At 41.4% G+C, this 23758-nt stretch carries 27 protein-coding genes; 8 read left to right on the top strand and 19 right to left on the bottom strand.

Translation table 11 applies throughout. The annotated features are described in order from the left end of the window. Nucleotides 1-20: 20 nt before the first annotated feature. Nucleotides 21-302, bottom strand: coding sequence for a hypothetical protein (locus tag AN392_RS08515; protein WP_008108379.1), 282 nt, complete (start codon nt 300-302; stop codon nt 21-23). 244 nt (nt 303-546) lie between these two features. Between AN392_RS08515 and AN392_RS08510 the strand changes: the two genes are divergently transcribed. The 4 genes from AN392_RS08510 (at nt 547) to AN392_RS08495 (ending at nt 4799) form a co-directional block, all read left to right on the top strand. After that, entirely contained in the window at nt 547-930 is a 384-nt protein-coding gene (locus AN392_RS08510) for an RNA-binding S4 domain-containing protein (protein ID WP_008108378.1), read from the top strand. Nucleotides 931-1026: 96 nt separating this feature from the next. Continuing rightward, entirely contained in the window at nt 1027-1455 is a 429-nt protein-coding gene (locus AN392_RS08505; protein WP_055012457.1) for a hypothetical protein, read from the top strand. A gap of 200 nt (nt 1456-1655) precedes the next feature. Beyond that, nucleotides 1656-4400 carry an aconitate hydratase AcnA gene (acnA, locus tag AN392_RS08500; protein WP_055012456.1) on the top strand — a complete coding sequence of 915 codons (2745 nt, stop codon included), beginning with the start codon at nt 1656-1658 and terminating at the stop codon, nt 4398-4400. A gap of 135 nt (nt 4401-4535) precedes the next feature. Continuing rightward, nucleotides 4536-4799 carry a hypothetical protein gene (locus tag AN392_RS08495; protein ID WP_041709663.1) on the top strand — a complete coding sequence of 88 codons (264 nt, stop codon included), beginning with the start codon at nt 4536-4538 and terminating at the stop codon, nt 4797-4799. On the opposite strand, the gene AN392_RS08490 is transcribed toward AN392_RS08495, so the two are convergent. From AN392_RS08490 to AN392_RS08475, 4 genes are all read right to left on the bottom strand, one after another. Next, complete coding sequence (locus tag AN392_RS08490) at nt 4786-5316, bottom strand: DUF4124 domain-containing protein (protein WP_055012455.1); 531 nt, start codon at nt 5314-5316, stop codon at nt 4786-4788. The genes AN392_RS08495 and AN392_RS08490 overlap by 14 nt on opposite strands. Nucleotides 5317-5451: 135 nt before the next feature. Continuing rightward, entirely contained in the window at nt 5452-6192 is a 741-nt protein-coding gene (locus tag AN392_RS08485) for a phosphoadenylyl-sulfate reductase (RefSeq protein ID WP_054202789.1), read from the bottom strand. 42 nt (nt 6193-6234) lie between these two features. Further along, nucleotides 6235-7932 (bottom strand): assimilatory sulfite reductase (NADPH) hemoprotein subunit, encoded by a 1698-nt coding sequence (cysI, locus tag AN392_RS08480; protein WP_010391980.1) that lies wholly within the window; start codon nt 7930-7932, stop codon nt 6235-6237. Nucleotides 7933-7999: 67 nt separating this feature from the next. Then, nucleotides 8000-9814 carry an assimilatory sulfite reductase (NADPH) flavoprotein subunit gene (locus tag AN392_RS08475; protein ID WP_055012454.1) on the bottom strand — a complete coding sequence of 605 codons (1815 nt, stop codon included), beginning with the start codon at nt 9812-9814 and terminating at the stop codon, nt 8000-8002. Nucleotides 9815-10111: 297 nt separating this feature from the next. Between AN392_RS08475 and AN392_RS08470 the strand changes: the two genes are divergently transcribed. After that, nucleotides 10112-11722, top strand: a complete 1611-nt coding sequence (locus tag AN392_RS08470; protein ID WP_055012453.1) for an endonuclease — start codon at nt 10112-10114, stop codon at nt 11720-11722. 231 nt (nt 11723-11953) lie between these two features. On the opposite strand, the gene rpsQ is transcribed toward AN392_RS08470, so the two are convergent. Genes rpsQ through rpsJ form a run of 11 tightly spaced genes read right to left on the bottom strand, consistent with a single transcriptional unit; the run spans nt 11954 to nt 16920 of the window. Further along, the gene (gene rpsQ / locus AN392_RS08465; RefSeq protein ID WP_008108356.1) at nt 11954-12211 is read right to left on the bottom strand and encodes a 30S ribosomal protein S17; all 258 of its coding nucleotides are present in this window, start codon (nt 12209-12211) and stop codon (nt 11954-11956) included. Then, complete coding sequence (rpmC, locus tag AN392_RS08460; RefSeq protein WP_008108355.1) at nt 12211-12402, bottom strand: 50S ribosomal protein L29; 192 nt, start codon at nt 12400-12402, stop codon at nt 12211-12213. Before rpmC ends, rpsQ begins: the two co-directional genes overlap by 1 nt. After that, on the bottom strand, nt 12402-12815 hold the full coding sequence (gene rplP, locus AN392_RS08455) for a 50S ribosomal protein L16 (protein ID WP_008108352.1): 414 nt from the start codon (nt 12813-12815) through the stop codon (nt 12402-12404). Before rplP ends, rpmC begins: the two co-directional genes overlap by 1 nt. A gap of 12 nt (nt 12816-12827) precedes the next feature. Further along, entirely contained in the window at nt 12828-13529 is a 702-nt protein-coding gene (gene rpsC, locus AN392_RS08450) for a 30S ribosomal protein S3 (protein ID WP_008108350.1), read from the bottom strand. A 12-nt stretch (nt 13530-13541) separates the two neighbouring features. Then, nucleotides 13542-13874, bottom strand: a complete 333-nt coding sequence (rplV, locus tag AN392_RS08445; RefSeq protein WP_004588690.1) for a 50S ribosomal protein L22 — start codon at nt 13872-13874, stop codon at nt 13542-13544. 13 nt (nt 13875-13887) lie between these two features. Further along, nucleotides 13888-14166: a 30S ribosomal protein S19 gene (rpsS, locus tag AN392_RS08440; protein ID WP_004588689.1), complete on the bottom strand. Its 279-nt coding sequence runs from the start codon at nt 14164-14166 to the stop codon at nt 13888-13890. A gap of 15 nt (nt 14167-14181) precedes the next feature. Next, nucleotides 14182-15006, bottom strand: coding sequence for a 50S ribosomal protein L2 (gene rplB, locus AN392_RS08435; protein WP_007376192.1), 825 nt, complete (start codon nt 15004-15006; stop codon nt 14182-14184). 17 nt (nt 15007-15023) lie between these two features. Beyond that, nucleotides 15024-15326, bottom strand: a complete 303-nt coding sequence (gene rplW / locus AN392_RS08430) for a 50S ribosomal protein L23 (protein ID WP_006791359.1) — start codon at nt 15324-15326, stop codon at nt 15024-15026. After that, nucleotides 15323-15928, bottom strand: a complete 606-nt coding sequence (rplD, locus tag AN392_RS08425) for a 50S ribosomal protein L4 (protein WP_008108340.1) — start codon at nt 15926-15928, stop codon at nt 15323-15325. Before rplD ends, rplW begins: the two co-directional genes overlap by 4 nt. Before the next feature lie 17 nt (nt 15929-15945). Then, the gene (gene rplC, locus AN392_RS08420) at nt 15946-16581 is read right to left on the bottom strand and encodes a 50S ribosomal protein L3 (protein WP_008108338.1); all 636 of its coding nucleotides are present in this window, start codon (nt 16579-16581) and stop codon (nt 15946-15948) included. A 27-nt stretch (nt 16582-16608) separates the two neighbouring features. Continuing rightward, on the bottom strand, nt 16609-16920 hold the full coding sequence (gene rpsJ, locus AN392_RS08415; RefSeq protein ID WP_002957900.1) for a 30S ribosomal protein S10: 312 nt from the start codon (nt 16918-16920) through the stop codon (nt 16609-16611). A 427-nt stretch (nt 16921-17347) separates the two neighbouring features. On the opposite strand from rpsJ, the gene plsB reads away from it, so the two are divergent. Then, the gene (plsB, locus tag AN392_RS08410) at nt 17348-19786 is read left to right on the top strand and encodes a glycerol-3-phosphate 1-O-acyltransferase PlsB (RefSeq protein WP_055012452.1); all 2439 of its coding nucleotides are present in this window, start codon (nt 17348-17350) and stop codon (nt 19784-19786) included. Nucleotides 19787-19841: 55 nt separating this feature from the next. On the opposite strand, the gene tesB is transcribed toward plsB, so the two are convergent. Continuing rightward, entirely contained in the window at nt 19842-20699 is an 858-nt protein-coding gene (gene tesB, locus AN392_RS08405) for an acyl-CoA thioesterase II (protein ID WP_010391943.1), read from the bottom strand. 83 nt (nt 20700-20782) lie between these two features. Here tesB and AN392_RS08400 point away from each other — a divergent pair, with 83 nt between their 5' ends. Continuing rightward, nucleotides 20783-21241, top strand: a complete 459-nt coding sequence (locus tag AN392_RS08400) for an EVE domain-containing protein (RefSeq protein ID WP_055012451.1) — start codon at nt 20783-20785, stop codon at nt 21239-21241. Nucleotides 21242-21364: 123 nt separating this feature from the next. Beyond that, the gene (locus tag AN392_RS08395) at nt 21365-22396 is read left to right on the top strand and encodes a hypothetical protein (RefSeq protein ID WP_055012450.1); all 1032 of its coding nucleotides are present in this window, start codon (nt 21365-21367) and stop codon (nt 22394-22396) included. 21 nt (nt 22397-22417) lie between these two features. Here AN392_RS08395 and AN392_RS08390 read toward each other — a convergent pair whose 3' ends face one another. Further along, nucleotides 22418-22609, bottom strand: a complete 192-nt coding sequence (locus tag AN392_RS08390; RefSeq protein WP_010391937.1) for a hypothetical protein — start codon at nt 22607-22609, stop codon at nt 22418-22420. Then, entirely contained in the window at nt 22609-23676 is a 1068-nt protein-coding gene (locus AN392_RS08385; protein ID WP_055012449.1) for a potassium channel family protein, read from the bottom strand. The genes AN392_RS08390 and AN392_RS08385 overlap by 1 nt, the downstream gene beginning before the upstream one ends. Nucleotides 23677-23758: the final 82 nt, after the last annotated feature.

Raw genomic sequence — 23758 nt, 5'->3', positions numbered from 1 at the left:
AACTTAATTTATTTGGCTGTTTAACCTGAAGTCTGGTTATTTAGCCATGCATCGACACTCTGACGTTTGTACAGCACTTCATTAAATAACCGATGACGCTCAAATACTAGCTCACTTTGTTTGGTTTTAAGCCCGCTAGTTAGCTGGCTATGGGTATCGTTAAACTTAGAGATAACTGAAAAGCCACGTTCAGTGTCTTCTTTTACCTGTTGTGCTAGATGCGCTCTTACATCATCAGCGGTTAACAGATCTGAATGCTCTAAGCCCATTAGCTCTTTTTTCATCGCTAATCTTATGCCCATGTTTTACTCCATTATTTATATTCAATCTCTTATACGGCCGATATTGGCAATTAGCGCGCCAATGTGTAATTTTTTTCGCGTGAAGCTTAACCCTGAATTACTTCAGTTTTTTTAAAGACTATAAAAAGAGATAAAAAGTTTCATAAAAAATCACATAATCAACTCACCTAACAAGCTCACTTTGGTGCAAAATAGCCACTGAGCCTTTATACTACAGCTAATACCACCCCCACTGAGAAACATGATGAACGAAGAATATATAGAAGTTGAGTTAGAAGAAGAGCCTATAGAGCTGTGCAAATTATTAAAGGTATTAGATCTTGTTGAAGGTGGTGGTCAAGCAAAAAACCTAATTAGCGAAGGCTATGTCGGTGTTAACCATGAAATTTGTACAATCAAACGGAAAAAATTATACAGCGGTGATGTACTTGCATTTGATGGCGAGTTGTTTCAATTAACGTTAAGTGAAGATGCCACTCCAGCAGAACGTCCAGTTATTGATGAAACAGTTACAGCAGAAAAAGCCGCGCCAGTAGCAACAACAGAGCCGGCTAAAAATAAACGCAAACGCACTAAAAAGCCTAAAGTTGATGAAAAAACGGGTCGTCGCCCTATTTCATTTGGCTAACATTTGCTTAAGTTATATGTGTTATTAAAAGCCAGTTTGCATCACTGGCTTTTTTATTCTTTAATAGAATATCAATATTAAAAAATAGATGCTTACATGTCAGAAAACACCTCAAACCGCTGGATAAAACCCGTACTTATTACTGCCTTATTATGGAACATATTAGGTATTCTTGCATTTGTCATGCAGCTGTTTCTCTCTCCAGAGATGATAAGTAAACTACCTGAAAAACAACAACTTGCTTATAACAGCCAACCTTTATGGGCTACTTTAGCGTTTGCTATTGCGGTATTTGGCGGCGCATTAGGATGCGTACTTTTGTTATTCAAAAAGTCTCTAGCCAGATTAACATTAATAATCTCTTTGGCAGCGGTTTTAGCTCAGCAATACTATAATTTTATGATTATTAATAGCATCAACTTGTTTGGTATTAGCGCTATTTTTATGCCTATTGCAGTCACCATAATTGCGATTGCATTGGTGTATTTAAGTTTCCATTTAAAACAACAGGACTACTTTAAATAGCACTTTTTTAAGTTTAGTTTTGTGGCCAATTATTACTCAGAGTATCCCTTGAATTTTAACTTTTGGCCTTCATCTCTATTTAAATAACGACCAAAATAAATTATACAATATGGTATTTTTTATCATGGTACACACTTTGCAAATCACTACAGAGGTCACTTTTACAAGAATATTAATCTAATTTATTGAAGGGACAAATAATGAAAAATAGTTTCGACACCCAACAACAGCTCACTATCAATGGCGAGCAGTATCATATCAACTCGCTCATGGGACTTGGCGATAAAGCCAAACGCCTGCCTTTCTCGTTAAAAGTATTGCTAGAAAACTTACTACGTAACGAAGATGGTGTGAATATTAAAGAACAAGATATTCAGGCCTTATTAGATTGGGATCCAAAAGCGAAGCCCTCTGCCGAGGTAGCTTTCTCTCCAGCCCGCGTAGTAATGCAAGATTTCACTGGTGTCCCTGCAATTGTTGATTTAGCTGCTATGCGTGATGCGATGGAAAAACTCGGTGGTGATCCTGCAAAAATAAACCCACTTTCTCCTGCTGAGCTGGTAATCGATCACTCGGTGCAAGTGGATGGTTACGGTAAAGATGGTTCATTCGACTTAAACTCAAAATTAGAATATGAGCGAAACAAAGAGCGTTACGAATTCTTACGTTGGGGACAAACCGCATTTAATAACTTAAAAGTTGTACCACCTGCAACCGGTATAGTTCACCAAGTGAATTTAGAGTATTTAGCCCGCGTAGTATTTAATGATACAAAAAACGGCAAATCGTTAGCCTACCCAGATACACTAGTCGGTACAGATTCTCATACAACGATGATTAATGGTTTAGGCGTACTTGGCTGGGGTGTAGGCGGCATTGAAGCCGAAGCCGCTATGCTTGGCCAACCTATTAGCTTGCTTATTCCACAGGTTGTGGGTGTTAAATTAAATGGTCGCTTACCTGAGGGCACTACAGCAACCGATTTAGTACTTACTGTTACTGAAATGCTGCGTAACCACGGTGTGGTAGGTAAGTTTGTTGAGTTTTATGGTGACGGCCTTGCCGACTTACCACTTGCCGATAGAGCAACTATCGCTAATATGGCGCCAGAGTATGGCGCAACCTGTGGTATTTTCCCTATTGATGAGGAAACGATTAATTACTTACGCTTAACTAATCGCGATGAGAAGCAGCTTAAACTAATTGAAGATTACGCTAAACATCAAGGCTTATGGCGTAACGATGGCGACGAAGCACATTATACCGATAAGCTTGAACTAACTTTAGATGATGTTGTGCCAAGCCTAGCAGGCCCTAAACGCCCGCAAGATAGAATTACTTTGGATAAAGCCGGCAAGGTTATTGGTCAGCACTTAAAAGATTTTCAAGACGAGCGTATGGCACGTCGTGATAAAAGCGATGAAGAGCAAGCGCGTATTGAAAGCGAAGGCCCTACTACCAATCCAGATGAACCTACCGATGAAGCGCAGTTTATGGGCGCAGCAAAAGTAAACTTTAATGGAGAAGAGTTTGAGTTAAATGATGGTGCCTGTGTTATTGCTGCAATTACTAGCTGTACAAACACATCTAACCCAAGTGTTATTTTAGCTGCCGGTTTAGTAGCTCAAAAAGCACGTCAGTTAGGTATTAATGTAAAACCTTGGGTTAAAACTTCACTTGCGCCAGGTTCTCAGGTGGTCACCGATTACCTTGAAAAAGCAGGGTTGATGGATGACTTGGATGCGCTTGGCTTTAATTTAGTTGGTTATGGCTGTACCACATGTATTGGTAATTCAGGCCCACTTGCTGATGAAATTAGTGAGGCGATTCAAAAACACAAACTAGTTGTAAGCTCAATTTTATCGGGTAACCGTAACTTTGAAGGGCGCATACATCAAGATGTTAAAATGAACTTTTTAGCGTCGCCTCCTTTAGTCGTTGCCTATGCCATAGCGGGTAGAACCGATATTGATGTTTACAACGAGCCACTCGCGCAAGATAAGCATGGTAACGATATTTACCTTAAAAATATTTGGCCGAGCGTTAAAGAAGTAAGTGAACTAGTAAAAAGTACGGTAACTAAAGAGATGTTCGAAAAAAGCTACGCCAATGTTTACGATGGCGACAGTCGCTGGCAAAAAATTCAAATACCTGATGGTAAACTTTACGATTGGGACAGTGCTTCGACTTATATTAAAAAAGCCCCCTTCTTTGATGGTATGAGTGTTGAACCACCGGGTATTCCAACTATTGAGGGTGCGCGTTGTTTAGCTAAACTGGGTGACTCGGTGACTACCGATCATATTTCACCAGCAGGTGCAATTAAGGCAGAGGCACCCGCAGGGCTTTACCTACAAGAAAATGGGGTTGAAAAAGCACAATTTAACTCTTATGGTTCACGACGTGGTAATCACGAAGTAATGATGCGCGGTACATTCGCTAATGTGCGCCTTAAAAACTTACTAGCCCCTGGTACCGAGGGCGGTGTTACCCGCACTCAACCTGATGATAAGCTAGAAAGTATTTATGACGCGGCAATGGCATATCAAGAAAGTGGAACACCACTAGTGGTTCTAGCAGGTAAAGAGTATGGAACTGGCTCTTCGCGAGATTGGGCTGCAAAAGGGTCATTATTACTCGGTATTAAAGCTGTGATAGCACAAAGCTATGAGCGTATTCACCGCTCTAATTTAATTGGTATGGGCGTACTTCCTTTACAATTTAAAGAAGGTGAAAGCCATGAATCACTAGGCTTAACTGGGCAAGAGCAATTTGATATTCAAGGGTTATACGATAAAACCGACGAAGTCAGTGTGATTGCGACTAACAGTGAAGGTAAACAAGTTAGCTTTAGTGCCGATGTGCGTATTGATACTCCGAAAGAGTGGGATTACTACAAACATGGCGGTATTTTACAGTACGTACTGCGCAATATGCTCGACTAACAACTTAAAACGAAAATGCAGCCCGGCTCAGTAATGAGCTGGGCTTTTTTATATTATTAATGGATGCTTGCGCTAAATCAATGCCGCTTTATAAAGATTACATACACTAAGAAGACACGCTGCGCAGAGGTCGCTATGTCTTCAATTGTAATAATAAGACTACTTAAAACATCGATTTTGCTTGGATTGTGCTTAATAGTGACAGGCCATGGTTTAATTGTATCGAGCTACTTTACCAACCAGTTCGGCATTAAAGGTATTATTACTGCAGCTGCCTGTATTGCAATTGGCGTACTTTTATCGTTGCCCACAAAAATATACTTAACTATATTATTAATGGAAGCAGAAAAGCGTTATTTGAAGACACAGCAAAAACACCTCAAAACTAAAAGCCGCTAAAACTTTCGACCTCTTTACTGCGTTGCTCTATTCTCTTTTTAGCTTTTTCAGCATCTTCAAACAGCTTATTAATTGATTCACTGTTGTATATCGCTGGTGCTCGCTGAGGAAAAGGCTTTACTGCTGATTTAGCACTGCCACTCAAAATGGCGGTATCTTCTGCAACCACGACATTAATATCGGCGGGGTTAAGCTTTACCACTTCGCTTTTACCATTCTTGTTTGGTACATCTGAGAAATGCCATTGTCCTTGCTCGTCTTGCCATTTATAAATTGGCTTAGGAGTTTCTGTCTCAAAGGTAGCCCCAGTGATTTTTTCACCCGCTGTGGTAATTGCTGAGGTAATACTATCTAACGCGCTAGATGAAAGCGCTATCATTTCATTCTTGATCTCTGTTGATTCATTATAAATATGAGAGGTGCTTAGCCAAGGCTGGCCATTGGGTTTTTTAATATAAAACAATAAGATAACAGCAATTATCATCACTGACACTGCTAAATAGGTGAAGTATTTCATAGCGTTCCTGCTGTGTGTTTAATCCATCATCACAACCAATATAATAAAAAAGAATCAATTCAGCAAATATTAAACAATAAAAAACGCAGCAAAGGCTGCGTTTTTTTCATTTTATAGCTTTGAATAATAAGGTAATTAAATTCCATCACCATCAATATGTAAGCCACATTCACGGTTCAAGCCAAAAAAACGGGTTTCCTCTTCACTCATGCCGGGCTCTAGTTTACGCGTGGTGTGCACATCCCCCATCGACACATAACCTTGCTCCCATAATGGATGGTATGGCAAATTATGCTTTGTTAGATACTGATATACATCGCGATTATTCCATTCAATAATGGGATACACTTTTACCGTACCTCGGCTTATTTCTAGTACTTGCTTTTCAGCACGGCTTGAGGATTGATCTCGACGTAGGCCACTAAACCAAGTGCTCGCATTTAGCTCCTTTAAAGCGCGTGTCATTGGCTCTACTTTATTGAGCTGGTTGTATTGCTTAATGCCTGCCTCACCTAGCTCCCATAATTTTCCAAATTTAGCCTCTTGCCATGCAGGGCTCAGCTGCGCTTTATACACTTTTAGGTTAAGTGATAACTGCGAAGTCATTTGCTCTATAAACTGATAGGTTTCTGGAAATAAGTAGCCTGTATCGGTTAATACCACAGGTATATCTGGGCGCTGTGCAGTCATTAAATGCAACATAACTGCAGCCTGAATACCAAAGCTCGATGATAAAAACGCAGTGTCAGGCAAATTTTCAAGTGCCCATGCAACGCGCTGCTCTGCGCTCATGTCAGCCAGCAAACCGTTCGCATCAGCTAACATAGCCTGTTGGCTTTGCTTATCTAGCTGTAATATGTTTTTAAATTCACTCATGGTCAACTTTAAACCTCACCAGCGCTTTGCGCTGCTTTTAAATTATGCGTAAAAATCGGTAACGGATACTTTTACTTCTGCAACAATACCTTTGCGAATAACAAAATCACCAAAACATTCGCCATCATTACGCTCACTAACCCATTGCCCAATGAGTTTATCGAATGCTTCTAAGTAAACCTCTTCGCCAACATTTTCAAGGTAAAGCTTTGGAATACGTGTACCCTCAGTATTCCCCCCAAGGTAAACGTTGTACTTACCAGGGCCTTTGCCGACCAAGCCTGCTTCTGCTAGCATGGCACGACCACAGCCATTCGGACAACCAACTACACGCATAATAATGCTGTCATTTGGTACCCCGTGTTTGGCTAATAAGCCTTCTATTTTTTCAATTAAACTCGGTAAGTAACGCTCAGCTTCGGCCATAGCTAATGGGCAAGTTGGCAATGCCACACACGCCATTGAATTTTTGCGTTGCTCAGTGTCCTTATCGTCAATCAAACCATGATTGCGGGCTATTTCTTCAATTACTGCTTTTTGATCGGCCGGTACACCGGCAATAATTAAGTTTTGATTTGCCGTCATGCGAAAATCACCTTGATGAATTTCTGCAATTTTGCGACACCCTGTTTTAAGCGGCTTATCTGGGTAGTCTAAAATACGACCGCTTTGAATAAATAAGGTTAAGTGGTGCTTACCATCAATGCCTTCTACCCAACCAATACGATCCCCTCGGTGAGTAAACTCATAAGGGCGGCTTGGTGCAAAGTTCACGCCTGCGCGCTTTTCAACTTCAGCTTTGAATACTTCAGTGCCAACACGATCGAGTGTGTATTTAGTTTTTGCATTTTTACGATTTGAGCGGTTGCCCCAATCACGCTGAACAGATACCACGTGCTCAGCAATTTTTAACGTATCTTCTAGGCTAATAAAGCCAAAGTCGTCAGCTTTACGTGGGTAGGTTGCTGTATCGCCATGGGTCATCGCCAAACCGCCGCCTACTAGCACGTTAAAACCAACGAGTTTGCCATCCTCAGCGATCGCCACAAAGTTTAAATCGTTAGCATGTACGTCCACCTCATTGTTAGGTGGGATCGTCACTGTAGTTTTAAACTTACGCGGTAAATACGTTGAACCTAAAATAGGCTCTTCTGTAGTTTCAGATTTTTCGCCATTGAGCCAAATTTCAGCGTATGCCTTCGTTTTAGGTAATAAGTGTTCAGAAATTTTTGCCGCCCACTCGTAGGCCTCTTGATGTAACTCAGACTCAACCGGATTGGTAGTACATAATACATTACGGTTAACATCACCGGCGGTGGCAATAGAATCAATTCCAACACTATTAAGCAATTGGTGCATACCTTTAATTTCAGGTTTTAATACACCATGAAACTGAAATGTTTGGCGAGTAGTTAAACGAATACTGCCATAACTGGTTTTATCACCAGCAAATTTATCAATTGCAAGCCATTGCTCTGGCTTAATAATACCGCCAGGCATACGTGCACGCAGCATCACATTATGCAGTGGCTCTAGCTTTTGTTTAGCACGTTCAGGACGAATATCGCGATCATCTTGTTGATACATGCCGTGAAAACGAATTAACTGGAAGTTATCGGCGGTAAAACCACCGGTGATCTCGTCTTTTAAATCTTGCTCTATGGTGCCACGTAAAAAGTTGCTTTCTCTTTTCAAACGCTCGTTATCAGAAAGCTTTACGTTTTTATCTTGTTCGCTCATGTTTAATCCTAAATTTGTTACAGTGACGGCTGTTAGCGTTATTTTTTATAAAGTAAGCAATGTGCACTTAGTACACGTCTTTCTGATAGCGATTTGCGCTTTTTAAGTCTTTTAAGTACTGCTCTGCGTCTTCATAGCTTTTACCAGTGTTTTCGCTAATGATATCAACTAAGGCATTGTGCACATCTTTTGCCATGCGGTTAGCATCGCCACACACATAAAAATGAGCACCTGCTTCTAACCAATCAAACACTTCTTTTGAGTTTTTACGTAACTTGTCTTGTACATAAACTTTTTCTGCTTGGTCACGGCTAAACGCCACATCGACCTTACTTAGTAAACCTGACTTTAAATACCCTTGAATTTCTACTTGGTACAAGAAGTCTTGAGTAAAGTGTGGGTTACCAAAAAACAGCCAGTTTTTACCTGTTGCTTCTCGTGCATCACGCTCTTGTAAAAAGGCGCGAAATGGCGCAATACCAGTACCTGGGCCAACCATAATAATTGGTGTGTCATCGCTTACTGGTAAGCGGAAGTTATCGTTATGTTCACTGAATACTTTTACTTTACAGCCTTCTTCTGCGCGGCGTGCTAAGTACCCTGAACAACCACCTAAGTGCTCTGTGCCAAACGCTTCAAACTCAACCAATGCAATAGTTAAGTGCACCTCATCTTCAACCTCAGCTTGGCTAGAGGCAATTGAATATAAACGTGCTTGTAATTTACGCAGGCAATCAACTAGTGTTTGCGCTTCTAATTTAGCTGGGTTTTGTGCAACCACATCAAAGATTTGACGAGGCTCAATGTATTCGCGCATTGCGCCTTTATCTTCTACTAGTTTAAGCAGCTCAGGCGTGCCTGTAGCCGTGGCGTACTTTTCAACAAACCCAGGGTAGGATTGTGTTAGCTCTAGTTTTTCAATTAAGGCATCACGTACGCTGAGTTCTTCATCGCCAAGTTTAACGCGGCTAGTTGGATCAATTTGCGTTTGCGCTAGTAGCTCATCTACACGGGCTTCATCATTTAAAAAGTAAATACCGAGTGAATCACCAGGTGTATACGTAATGTCTGACCCTTCTAGTGAAATTTCAACATGGCGTACATCTTTGGTTGAATCACGACCGGTAATTTTTTGCACTAAGCTTAGCTCTGCCGCAAACGGATTTTGCTTTGTGTACTGACTAGCCGCTGCTGCAGGAGCGCCAAATGGCATTGATACAACTTGACCGCTAGTTGCATCTTGCTGGGCTTTTAAATCTGGCTCAAACGCATTTAATGCGCCCTCAATCCAAGTGGCTGCTTCGTCATCATAATCAACGTCTAGGTCGGCGCGTTGATGAATAACCTCTGCACCTAATTTAGTTAAACGCTCTTCAAAGTCTTTAGCGGTTTGGCAGAAAAATTCATAGCTAGAATCACCTAAACCTAATACTGCAACTTTGACACCATCAAGCTTTGGCGCTTTTTTAGTAATTAAAAATTCATACAGTGTTTCGGCGTCTTCTGGTGGCTCACCCTCGCCGTAAGTTGATACAACAACGGTTAAAAACTTTTCTTTTTTCAGGGCTGTCGGTTTGTAATCTGACATACTAACCAGTTTTGTTGCTAAGCCGCGAGACTCAGCTTGCTCTTTAAGTTTAGTCGCCACCGCTTTAGCATTACCTGTTTGCGAACCATATAAAATGGTCAACGCTGCCGCTTCCGAGGTTGCGGGTGTAACTGAAGCTGGCGCGCCTAGCGCTGCAGAATTAGCATTAGCAGCTAAGTAGCCGCTAACCCACGCTTGCTGAATTGGATTAAGCTCAGCCACTAAACCTTGTAGCTTTTGTACTTGCTCTTGCGAAAGCGGACTTGCTAGCGCATTGAGTTGACCTAACAACATGAATTTTTCCTCATAACCCTGAACGTTAAACACAATGCTTGTTCACATTGTTTAAAATGAGTGCCACCTCACTCAGAAAGTTCTGTTGAGGTTAATTGAGTATGCAGGATAGCCGCCTAAGCATAGATAAAAAAAGAATAGAATCTGCTTTGATATTCCATTTAGTTATTAAGTTACCTAAAAACCTGCGAAATAGACCTAAAAGGGTTTTATTGTCTTTTATGAAATTTTAATTTAACAATTTTGTAACTTTAATGTTCTAAGGTATATTACGCAAAAATATAAATAGGAACACCTATGTTACACGGTATATATAAAAACAAATTACTTTTGAGCACCTTGTTATTATCCTCATTACCCGCGATGGCTAATGTGGTTAATGGCAACTTTGAACAATACAGTGGCAACACCCCAGATGCGTGGACAGTGATTGATAGCGGTATTAACGTATCTGCCAACAGCACAGTCGTAAGCACAGGCTCACAAGCAGCAGCGATTAGCGTTAATACAGGCACACAAAGCAATACTGATTTTTTGCAGCAAGTCGCTGTTGAAATGGGTAAAACTTATGAGTTCTCAGTAGATGTGTATCATACCGAAGGCCATCTTAAGGCGCGTTTGTTGATAGATGGTTATCAAGGCTATTCAAATCCAGCACAAACCAACCAATGGCAAACCATTACTTACAGCTACACAGCCGATAGTAATAAAACCATTGATGTCGGCTTACGCTTTTATGATACAACGGGATTTGATGGTAGCGAGTTAGTTTATATTGATAACTTCTTGCCTAGTAATGACAGCAGTGGCTCTCCAAGCTGCGCAGATAACGGCCTTACTTTTAGCCTAACCACAGATAACTACGGCGAAGAAACCAGCTGGCAAATAGCGCACAACCAAACCGGTGTCGTTGCAAGCGGAAGTGGGTATGCTGCAAACACCCAATATACCGAACAATTATGCGTAGCCGATGGTGAGTATACATTTACTATTAATGACAGCTATGGCGATGGTATTTGCTGTTCATATGGCAGTGGTAGCTACGCCTTGAATAATGAAAGCACATTGCTCGCCAGTGGAGCTAGTTTTCAAACAACCGAAGCTACCGCTTTCTCATTAGGAAGCACTGAGCCAACACCGACGCCAACCGGCTACTATGTGACAACTCAAGGCTTGTCTGGTTACACGCTAAAAACTGAGCTTTATAACATTATTAATAATCATAATGCTCAGGGGTATTCCGCTATTTGGAATTTTTACGACGCATCGGCGCGTGATAAATACTATGAAAACGATAATAGTATTTTAGATATGTACAGCGAGAAGCCCAATGGCTCTGATAGCTACACATACACAGCCGTTAGCGATCAATGTGGCACCTACAGTGGTGAGGCAGATTGCTACAACCGAGAGCATTCGTTCCCTAAAAGTTGGTTTGGTGGAAAAGTTGAACCGATGAATTCTGATGTTCATCATATTTACGCCACTGACGGTTATGTAAATTCAAAACGAAGCAACTTCCCATTCGGTGAAGTAGCAAGCGCTTCGTTTACCTCAACCAACGGCAGTAAATTAGGCTCTGCAAGTAATACGATTAATTACAACGGTACTGTGTTTGAACCTATTGATGAATTTAAAGGTGACTTTGCTCGTGCTTATTTTTACATGGCAACCCGTTATCAAAACGTAATTGGTGCTTGGCAAAATAACACCGCAGCTAGTAATGACGTGCTTAATGGCACCAGTACCCAAGTATTTGAAAGCTGGGTTGTGGCCATGCTGTTAAAGTGGCATAACAACGATCCTGTTAGCCAAATGGAATTAGACCGCAACCAAGCAGCGTTTGAATTTCAGGGAAACCGTAACCCGTATATCGATCATCCTGAGTTTGTAGAGATGATTTGGTAAAAGGCTTCGGGCTTTACAGAAAAGCATAAGCCTTTGCATTTGCAAAGGCTTTTCTTACACCTATTTTATAATATTATTTTTTGCACTTAGGTTCGTAACACTCAACCCAAACTTCGGCGCTATAATTTACTTACTTCTGAAGGCTGAAAGCTTCAAACTTATCGCTTTTTTAAACGCAAAAAAAACCCCAGCAAAAGCTGGGGTTTCTTATAAAACAGACTTAATTAAAAATTAAGCTTGTTTTGGACGTTCAACAACATCTACCAAAGTCCAAGATTTGTTCTTAGAGATTGGAGCGCATTCACGGATAGTGACAGTGTCACCCGCTTTTGCAGTGTTATTTTCGTCATGTACGTGTAACTTAGTCGTACGTTTGATGAATTTCCCATAGATTGGGTGCTTCACGTAACGTGCGATAGCAACAGTGAAAGATTTTTCCATCTTGTCGCTGATTACACGGCCTTGAAGAGTACGAATTTTATCGCTCATTATTGACCTGCCTTCTGGTTAATAATTGTTTTTACACGCGCGATATCGCGACGTACTGTTCTTAGCGTGTGTGTCTGAGCTAGCTGACCAGTGCTTGCTTGCATGCGCAGGTTAAACTGCTCACGAAGAAGACCTAGAAGTTCAGCATTAAGCTCTTCTACGCTTTTATCTTTTAGTTCGTTTGCTTTCATCACATTACCGTCCGAGTTACGAAAGTTGTTTTGAATGGCAGCTTACGAGCAGCAAGGTTAAACGCTTCACGAGCAAGCTCTTCTGAAACACCTTCCATTTCGTAAAGTACTTTACCAGGCTGAATTTCAGCAACCCAATATTCAACAGAACCTTTACCTTTACCCATACGAACTTCAAGAGGCTTTTCTGTGATCGGCTTGTCAGGGAAGACACGGATCCAGATTTTACCTTGACGTTTCACGTGACGTGTCATAGCACGACGAGCTGCTTCGATTTGACGAGCAGTCATGCGGCCACGACCAGTAGCTTTCAAACCGAAAGTACCGAAGCTTACTTTGTTACCGTTTTGCGCTAGACCACGGTTGCGGCCTTTATGCATTTTACGGAATTTTGTACGTTTTGGCTGTAACATTACTCGCTACCTCTACTTAGCACTTTTTTTGGCTTTCTTTGGTGCGCGTTTAGCTGGCTTCTCTTGCTCTTGTACTAGTGGTAAACCACCAATAACTTCGCCTTTGAAGATCCAAACTTTAACACCAATGATACCGTAAGTGGTTAAGGCTTCAGAAGTTGCGTAGTCGATATCAGCACGAAGAGTATGTAGAGGTACACGACCTTCACGATACCATTCTGAACGTGCGATTTCTGCGCCGCCAAGACGACCGCTAACTTCAACTTTAATCCCTTTAGAACCGATGCGCATTGCATTTTGTACCGAACGCTTCATAGCGCGACGGAACATAACACGACGCTCTAGCTGAGAGGCAATGCCGTCTGCTACTAGTTGTGCATCTAGTTCTGGTTTACGTACTTCAGAAATATTAATCTGAGCAGGTACACCAGCGATTTTAGTTACCGCTTGACGTAATTTTTCTACGTCTTCGCCTTTTTTACCGATAACAACACCCGGACGAGCCGTGTGAATAGTTACTCGGATAGATTTTGCTGGACGCTCAATAACGATTTTAGACACAGAAGCCGCTTTCAATTCCTTAGTAAGGAATGTACGTACTTTGTGATCGCCAAAAAGCTGTGCAGAGAAATCTTTTGAATTCGCGTACCAGGTAGAAACCCAAGGTTTAGATATACCTAGGCGAATACCAGTAGGATGAACTTTTTGTCCCATTACTTATATCTCCTAGCTATCTGAAACCACAACAGTGATGTGGCTTGTACGCTTAAGGATGCGGTCTGCGCGTCCTTTAGCACGTGGCATAATACGTTTCATTGTTGGACCATCGTCCACAAAGATCGTTGTTACACGTAGCTCATCAATGTCAGCACCTTCGTTATGCTCTGCGTTAGCAATAGCAGACTCAAGTACTTTCTTAACTAATACAGCCGCTTTTTTCGGGCTGTACGCCAGGATTTCTAGTGCGCGATCGACAGGTAACCCGCGGATCTGATCTGCAACTAGACGTGCTTTTTGCGCCGAACCAGAGGCGAATTTATGTTTAGCTAATGCTTGCATTTATCTTCCCCTCTTAACGTTTCTTCGCTTTCTTATCCGCAGCATGGCCACGGTAAGTGCGAGTTGGTGCAAATTCACCTAGTTTGTGACCGATCATTTCGTCAGAAACGAAAACTGGTACATGCTGGCGACCATTATGGACAGCAATGGTCAATCCGATCATGTTAGGTATGATCATTGAACGACGGCTCCAAGTTTTAATTGGCTTCTTTTCACCGCTTTCCAAAGCTTTCTCTACCTTCTTCAGCAAGTGTAGGTCTATAAAAGGACCCTTCTTGAGAGAGCGTGGCATGGCTATTCCTCAATATTACTTAGTACGACGACGTACTATAAATTTATCCGTACGCTTGTTCTTACGCGTCTTAGCACCTTTAGTCGGTTTACCCCATGGAGACACAGGATGACGACCACCAGATGTACGACCTTCACCACCACCGTGTGGGTGATCAACCGGGTTCATGGCAACACCACGAACTGTCGGACGAATACCACGCCAGCGATTTGCACCTGCTTTACCAAGTGAACGAAGCATATGCTCAGCATTGCCTACTTCACCTAGCGTAGCACGACAATCAGATTCAACTTTACGAACTTCGCCTGAACGAAGACGTAATGTTACATATTGACCATCACGAGCAAGGATTTGAACGTATGCACCAGCAGAACGTGCGATTTGAGCACCTTTACCTGGTTTTAATTCTACGTTGTGAACAGTCGAACCTACAGGCATATTACGCATTGGTAATGCATTACCAGGTTTGATTGGTGCATCAACACCAGACTGGATTGCATCGCCAGCTTTTAAGCCTTTAGGTGCGATAATGTAACGACGCTCACCGTCTGCATATAATACAAGAGCGATGTTTGCGCTACGATTTGGATCATATTCTAAACGCTCAACAGTGGCTGGAATGCCATCTTTAGTACGTTTAAAATCGATTAAACGGTAATGCTGCTTATGACCACCACCGATATGACGAACCGTAATACGACCATTGTTATTACGACCACCTGATTTAGAGTTTTTCTCTAATAGTGGTGCGTAAGGTTTACCCTTATGTAAATCTGGGTTAACCACTTTAACTAGGTGACGACGACCCGCAGAAGTTGGCTTACACTTTTGAAGTGCCATAATTCTAACTCCCCTTATTACTCGGCGCCGCCGACAAAGTCCAGCTCGCTACCTTCTTTAAGAGTAACGTAAGCTTTCTTCCAGTCGCTACGACGACCGAAACGCATGCCAGTACGTTTTGTTTTACCCTTAACGTTAAGTGTGCGAACACCAGTTACTTCTACTTCAAAAAGCTTCTCAACTGCCGCTTTAATTTCAGCTTTAGTTGCATCATTTACTACTTTGAAAACAATAGTGTTGTTTTCTTCAGCAGCAATTGTGCTTTTTTCAGAGATGTGTGGAGCAAGGATCACTTTTAAAAGACGTTCTTCACGGATCATGCTAGCGCCTCCTCAAGTTGCTTAACAGCAGCAGCTGTAATTAGTACCTTATCGAAAGCAATTAAGCTTACAGGATCGATACCAGCTACATCACGTGTGTCAACCTTGTACAGGTTACGTGCCGATAAGAAAAGATTTTCATCTACTTCTTCAGTCACGATAAGAACATCTTTAAGCTCAAGTTCTTTAAGCTTAGCAACTAGTTCTTTAGTTTTTGGTGCTTCAAGACCAAAACTTTCAACAACGATTAAACGCTCTTGACGAACTAATTCAGATAAGATGCTTTTGATCGCACCGCGGTACATTTTACGGTTTACTTTTTGGCTGTGGTCTTGTGGTTTAGCTGCGAAGCTAACGCCACCTGAACGCCAAATTGGACTACGGATTGTACCAGCACGTGCACGGCCAGTACCTTTTTGAGCCCATGGTTTTTTACCACCACCGCTTACTTCAGAACGTGTCTTCTGAGCACGAGTACCTTGACGAGCACCTGCTGCGTATGCAACAACTACTTGGTGTACTAATGCTTCGTTAAACTCACGTCCAAAAGTAGCTTCAGAAACTTCAAGAGCGCCAGAAGCGTCTTTAATTGCTAATTCCATCACTAAATCTCCAGGACTTATGCTTTAACAGCTGGTTTAACGATAACGTCACCGCCGATAGCGCCAGGTACTGCACCTTTAACTAAAAGCAGGTTACGCTCAGCGTCAACGCGAACTAGTTCAAGGTTCTGAGTTGTTACTTGCTCATTACCCATTTGACCGGCCATTTTCTTACCTTTAAACACCTTACCAGGTGATTGGTTTTGACCGATTGAACCAGGAGCACGGTGAGATAGAGAGTTACCATGTGTAGCGTCTTGCATGCTGAAATTCCAGCGCTTAACACCACCTTGGAAACCTTTACCTTTAGAAGTACCGGTTACGTCAACTTTGTTGATTTCGTTGAATAATTCAACAGTAAGCTCAGCGCCTACTTCAAAATCGCCTTCACCACCATTTAGGCGGAATTCCCACAGACCGCGACCCGCTTCAACACCAGCTTTAGCGAAGTGACCCGCTGTTGCTTTGTTTACACGGCTTGCTTTTTTAGTGCCTGCGGTTACTTGAAGCGCGTTATAACCGTCTGTTGCGTCAGATTTGATCTGAGCAATGCGGTTAGGAGTCGCTTCAATAACTGTCACAGGGATAGATACACCATCTTCAGTGAAGATACGTGTCATACCCACTTTACGACCGACTAGACCTAATGCCATTTTCCTAAAACCTCTCTAATCTTCCGATTAACCCAGGCTGATTTGAACATCAACACCAGCAGCAAGGTCTAAACGCATAAGTGCGTCTACAGTCTTGTCAGTTGGTTCTACGATGTCGATCAGACGTTTATGGGTGCGGATCTCGTACTGATCACGCGCGTCTTTGTTAACGTGCGGTGATGTAAGTACAGTAAAACGTTCAAAGCGTGTAGGTAGTGGAATTGGACCACGTACTTGTGCGCCAGTGCGTTTCGCAGTTTCCACGATTTCCGCCGTTGATTGGTCAATCAAACGGTGGTCAAAAGCTTTTAGGCGAATACGAATGCGTTGATTTGACATTCTTAAACCTCAATATAAAGAGCATTTAAAGAGCATAAAAAAACGACCGAAACAATCTTAATAATTAAGATGCCGGTTGTTTGATTATATCTACGTTGAGTTCCAAATCGGAACTCCTGTTTATTAGCTTGAAATCCAAGCTTAATTTATTCTTTCTTGTTCCCGAGGGAATTTTGAAAGCCTGCGTATTATAATGATACTGGTGATAAATGCAACAACTATTTAGACATTATTACTTTGTTATTGTCGTTTAAAAAATAGCTAAGTTTATTAATAGTGAACGCAATGGAAGTGATGATGTCTTTATAATGTCATAGCTTGTCGATTAATCTGCAGGGGATTTTTTAGATATTATGTTATCCTATGCGCTAATTTTGCTGTTATATACCCATATTGGTTTGGGTAACTACTCTCTTATGGTGAGTCAATGCGTATTTTAAATTATGGTTTAAATCTTATCTCTGGTGGTATTAGCCGCTTGTTTGTTAAAAGCAAAGTACTGCCTGAAAAACCTTTAGAGCAATTTGAGCTAAACCCTAAAAACCCGACCTTTTATATAGTGCGTTTAAATTCACGCTTTGATTTAGCGGCACTGGCACGTGTTTGTAAACGAAATGGTTTACCAGACCCAACAGAGCAGCAAGTATTAGGTGACGAGGCGTTAGATCGCTTTATCGGCATTAAAAACCCTCCCCCGCTATTTGGTGATAAAGAAAAACCTACCAATGCATTAGCGCAAGGCAAACACATTGTTGAGCATTTATTAAATAGTGGCCAAAAAAATGTGCAGGTTGTGCCTGTGACTATTTTATGGGGCAGAGCGCCGGGTAAAGAAAAGCCAGGATTAAGCACTTTACTTTCGCACTCACTTACGCCCAGCTGGTTTAGAAAAATCTTTGTGGTACTTTTTTCAGGAAGAGATAACTTTATTCGATTTAGCCAGCCACTCGACCTATCTTTATTGGTTAATGAAAAAGCCGACGTTAATGAACTTCCTCATAAGCTGTTGCGTGTAGCTCGAGTTCACTTTAAGCGTCAAAAGCTGGCTGCTACAGGGCCTAAAATCCCATCTCGTGATCAGTTATTTAGCTCACTACTAGCATCACCCACAATTAAAAAAGCAATTCAAACCGAGGCCACTGAAAAAAACATCAGCCAAGCCCAAGCGCGACAAAACGCCTTGAAGTTGCTGGATGAAATTGCCGCTAATTATAGTGATGCCACCATCCGCGTTGCGGATCGTATATTAACGTGGCTTTGGAATAAGCTTTATAATGGCATTGATATAAAGTACACCGAGCAAATTCATGACCTAACCAATAAAGGCCATGAAATAATCTACATGCCTTGTCATCGAAGTCATATGGATTACTTACTGCTAACCTACTCTATTTATCATCAAGGCCTTGTACCACCGCATATTGCAGCTGGGATCAACCTCAACTTTTTCCCTGCAGGTGGCATATTCCGCCGCAGTGGTGCATTTTTTATTCGTCGCTCATTTGCTGGTAACAAACTCTACTCAGCGGTATTTAAAGAGTACTTGAGCCAGTTATTTATAAAAGGTTATTCGGTTAAGTTTTATACCGAAGGTGGCCGCAGCAGAACCGGACGTTTACTACCCCCAAAAACCGGCATGCTCGCCATGACATTACAAGCAATGCTGCGCGGTATTGATCGCCCAGTATCCATTGTGCCTGTATACATAGGCTACGAACACGTAATGGAAATAAACACCTACCTAAAAGAGCTCGCGGGTAATGATAAAAAGGGCGAGTCGATATTAGGTATTTTTAAAGCGATTAAAAACTTAAAAAACTATGGTCGTGGTTATTTAAATTTTGGTGACCCTATTTCTATTAACCAATACCTAAATGACAACCAGCCAGACTGGCGCGAGTCAATTCATGCTACCGACGTGCAAAAGCCACAATGGTTAGGGCCGCAGGTGGCTAATCTTGCTGATCAAGTTATGGTTAAAATTAACAATGCAGCCGCACTTAACTCAGTTAACTTACTGGCGATGATTCTGCTAGTCAACGATAAGCACGCATTGAGTAAACCTAAACTGCTAGCTCAGCTTGAGTTTTATTTGCGATTACAACGTGAAGCTAGCTACAGCAATAAAATAACCGCACCCGATGAAACGCCAGAGCAACTGCTAGAACACGCCTTAAAGTTGAATAAGTTTGATGTGATCAGTGATGAGTTTGGTGAAATTATTGCGATAAACGATAAAGAAAAAACCTTATTTAACTATTACCGTAATAACATTTTGCATATTTTTGCAGTGCCTAGTTTAGTTGCCCTGCATTTATTCAAGCAGCATCAAAGTAGCGTTACTCGCTGCCATCAATTGGTAAAATCTTTTTATCCGTTATTCGCCAAAGAGTGGTATTTACAAGAGCTTGATGAAAGCTATGTAACCCGCATTTTAACTAACTTTAGCGATCAAGGCTTAATTGAGCTTGATGGTGATAACATTAAAGTGACTCAAAATAACGATAGCTTTGCCAAACTCGAAATGCTTGGTCGTGCATTAAGCTTTACTCTGCAACGTTATGCGATTGTGATTGGCTTTATTCAAACCAGCCAAGGTATTGCAAAAGCAGAACTGGAACGTGAAAGCTATGTGTTGGCACAGCGTTTGGGTACGTTACATGGTATTAAAACGCCGGAGTTTTTTGATAAGAAGGTACTTAGTAGTTTTATTTCCAATCTTCGCGAACAAAAGCTTATTAGTGAATCTGATACAGGCTTACAAGGAAGCCAAGAGCTGTGCGAGACCTACAAGCAACTGCAAACACTGTTGCCAGCACGTATTTGGCAATCAATTACTGACATTGTTCACGCTCAATGTCAGTAACATACTCTTATTATCCACTGTATTGAATTAACTCAATATAGTGGATTTTAAAGAGTTAGCGCTGGCGCATTACCCCTTCTTGAATCGTCGAGGCAACTAAATTTCCTTGGCGGTCAAAAAACTGCCCACGTACCAGCCCTCGTCCCGAACTCGCGCTTGGGCTATCAATGGTATATAACATCCAATCATCCATTCTAAATGGACGATGAAACCACATAGCATGATCTATAGTCGCTACTTGCATATTCGGCTGCATAAACGACACACCATGTGGCTGCAGCGCGGTTGGTAAAAACTCAAAGTCAGACGCATACGCCAATAAGTAATTATGAATACGTTGATCGTCCGGCATATCGCCATTGGCTTTAAACCAAATATGTTTTACCGGTTCTAGGGCTTCAGGTTTAAAGGGGTTATGAAAGTTCACCGGGCGCATTTCAATCGGCATTTCACGAATAAACTTATTACGGATTGCTTCAGGAATATGCTGTGCATTTTCTTGATAAAACTCTAACGAAGAACGCAGTTCTTCAGGAGCTGGAACATCAGGCATGGTTGCCTGATGCGATAACCCTTGCTCTTCACCTTGAAACGACGCTGTCATGTAAAAAATAGGTTTACCGTACTGAATCGCACTGACACGTCGAGTGCTAAAACTTTTACCATCACGTATAGTTTCTACATCGTACACAATCGGTTTTGCAGCGTCGCCTGGACGTAAAAAATAAGAATGTAAGGAATGAACAATACGCCCCGCAGGCAGTGTTTCTTTAGCTGCTGAAAGCGCTTGCCCCATAACTTGACCGCCAAACACCGCTCTAAAACCTAAATCTTGGCTTTGTCCTCGATATAAACCTTGTTCAATTTCTTCAAGTGACAACAACGATAATAAATCATCTAATACTTGGCTCATTATTTCTTCCTCAATCCCCTAATTTATAAATGATACTATACAATAGTTAAAAAATACTAACTCACTGATTGAGGAAATTTAATATGGCATTTTGGCTTTTTAAAACCGAACCCGACGCCTTTTCAATTGATGACTTAAAGCAAGCGCCAGAGAAAACAACGCTATGGGAAGGTGTACGCAACTACCAAGCGCGTAACTTTATTCGCGATGATGTAAAACAGGGCGACTTAGTGATGATTTATCATTCTAGCTGCAAACAGGTTGGCGTTGCAGGACTTGGTGTGGTTACTAAGGCTGCTTACCCTGATCCAACGCAATTTGATTTAAGTAGCGACTATTACGATGCTAAGGCAACCACTGAAAACCCTCGCTGGTTTGTGGTAGAAATAACCTATCAGGCGCATTTGAGTAGTTTAGTCAGCCTGCAAGCGATCAAAGCAAATACTGCTATAACTGATATAGCACTTAAAAAAGGCGGGCGTTTATCGGTCATGCCAGTGACCGAAAATGATTGGCATGAAATTTTAAATATGGCGAAATAAGCCACTAAAATAACTACATTTTCTTCATTAAAATAGTACTCCACCAGCGCAGCATGTCACCGCTCGATTTTCTTATGGAGCCAAATTTGTTATGATCTGCGGCTTGCGTTTACTGGAGGAAAAATGAAATTACTGTATTGGTTAGATGAATGGTTAACTCTCAGCGATGATGAGAGGCAAGCAAAACTACCAACCTCTGGTGGAGATTTACTCGGTGATGTGTATGTAAAATATCACTTTGTTGACCTCACTAAACCCCTACTTTTTACTTTTTCTCCTGCGGGCACCGATATACAAGAACGCGATCTAAATGAAGACTTTGCCCCTTGGGGCTATCATTTAGCGCAAAAGCAAGATGTTAATATTATTGCGTTTCAGCATTTGGGTAAAAGCAATTGGTTTCGTAACCGCAATTTAATCTTTTTTATTGAGCAGCTATCAACTTTACTCTCTCCTTTTAAAACTAAGTTAGGCTATGGGCTCAGTCGTGGCGGCTTTGCTGTGGGTGCATTTGCTAAGTTACTCAAACTCGATAAAGTACTGCTTTTCCATCCTGTTAGCACCAAAAACAAACTTATCGCCCCTTGGGATGACCGCTCAAGTACTGAAATTGCTCAGCAATATGACTGGCAAGGTGACTACCATGATTTAGACTTAGGGGATGCCAAGGGTTACATTATTTACGACCCAACCAATCGTATTGACCGCCAACATGCTAGACGCTATAAACAGCTCACTCACTTACGCGTGTTTGGTATGGGTCACGGCACTCACGCCACCTATTTAAATAAGTTTGGCTTTTATAAACAAGTAGCGGTTGATTTTATTCGTGATCAGCAAATCGACATCGCGCAATTTAGGCTGCAAACAAAAACACTGCGTTTAAGAGAGGATTATTATAAAAAGCTTAATAAAGCCAACGCTAAATCGGCACATCGCCAAGCGTTATTAAGTACGGCTCACACTATTTTAATCGACGAAAAAGCAGCGCACGTTAAAGAGCATCAAGCAAAAATTGATATTCAACCTTTAATAGAAGTAGCTATTAAGCATCAAGACGAAAGCCCAAATGATGCCATTAAGCTATTAGAAGTTGCTCAACAACTCGTGCCTGACGACCCACTTGTTGAGCATAAACTGAGACAATTAGAATAAGTAACAAAAGGTACTCATTCTTTACTTTTTCTTGGCGTGCCCTTGCTTGGGCACAATCGAAAAGTAAAGAATCAGCGCTATCCACGAAAAGAAGATAGCGCCGACTAGCCAGCCATTTTTTTCATGGCCTTGGCTACGCTTACTGTTAAGAATTATCATGATAGGAAAAATATAAGCACACAAAACAATAATTAAAAAAGCAACTTCAGTCATTATTTTTCCAAGCTAAGCCAATCAACTTCACCACTTAACACCCGCTCTTGCGCGATGTAATGCAGAATATCACCCGCATTTACTGCATAATCTAGAGGTGGATTTAAATCCATATTCTTTGCACTTAAATTATGAGCTACACCTAACAATATTGCATCATGATCGTACTTAAAATGATGAAATAATTTACCAAATTCCATGGTTTTTATATCTCTGGGTATTTGTAGGCTAAATTGCGTATCACCATGCAAAGTAGATAACAACTCTTCTTGAACTCGACTTGAACCTGGGTCTTGCATTGAGCGCACCAAAATCTCTGCTGACTTAGTGCTACTACACTCTACATTGTGGCAATGCTCTAATAACATTTCCACTTTCGTTTCATCAAAAAAGTGTGCGCTAATGTGACAATCTTCTTTGACTAAACGGCTAATACGCAGTGCGGTAGTAAATGTTTGGTCGTCATCTTGGCCATCAATAATCACTTTATCGGCATGGCGAATGGCAACGCGTTCTAATTCATCCAAATCGGTAAAACTAGTCAAACGAGCAAAATCAACATTCTCATTACTTAAAAATGGATGCTCTATTTGTTCAGTAACCGCCAATAAAATACGGCGGTCTGTACGTTTAGTATCAGCCAAAATATAGTCGATCATTTTTTTTGTTCGAGCATTATGCCAACCAAAAATAATAATGTGATTACTACTGTGAGCAAAGTTTTTATCACCAGTCATAGCGCGCCTAATTAAGTAAGTTACTGTTTGCCCTGTTTTACCTAACAAGACACCAAATAAAGCCAAACCAAAGGGTATTTGTATTAATGCGACAATCCAACGGCCCAAGTCAGATGATGGACTTAAATCTCCATACCCTACCGTTGAAGTGGTTACCGTGTAGTAGTAAAAAAAGGCCCCTGGCGAAAGTAGTGCTTGCTCATTAGCCATAAATAATAAGCACCAAGTAAGTAGCATGTGTAAAGACGTTGCTATTACAACAGACTGCCAACTAACCTGATCAATGTGACTGCGCAACAGCACAACAATACGTTTAAAAATATGATGCATAATTTTTTGTTAATCGATTGATTATTTGAATCATTTGGTAACACGATACTGCACATCATAACACTTAAGCAACGTTTTACTG

The organism is Pseudoalteromonas sp. P1-16-1b (assembly GCF_001401785.1).
GTDB lineage: Bacteria > Pseudomonadota > Gammaproteobacteria > Enterobacterales > Alteromonadaceae > Pseudoalteromonas > Pseudoalteromonas undina.
Note: the sequence above shows the minus strand (reverse complement) of the source record. Positions and strands in the feature narration are given on the sequence as shown.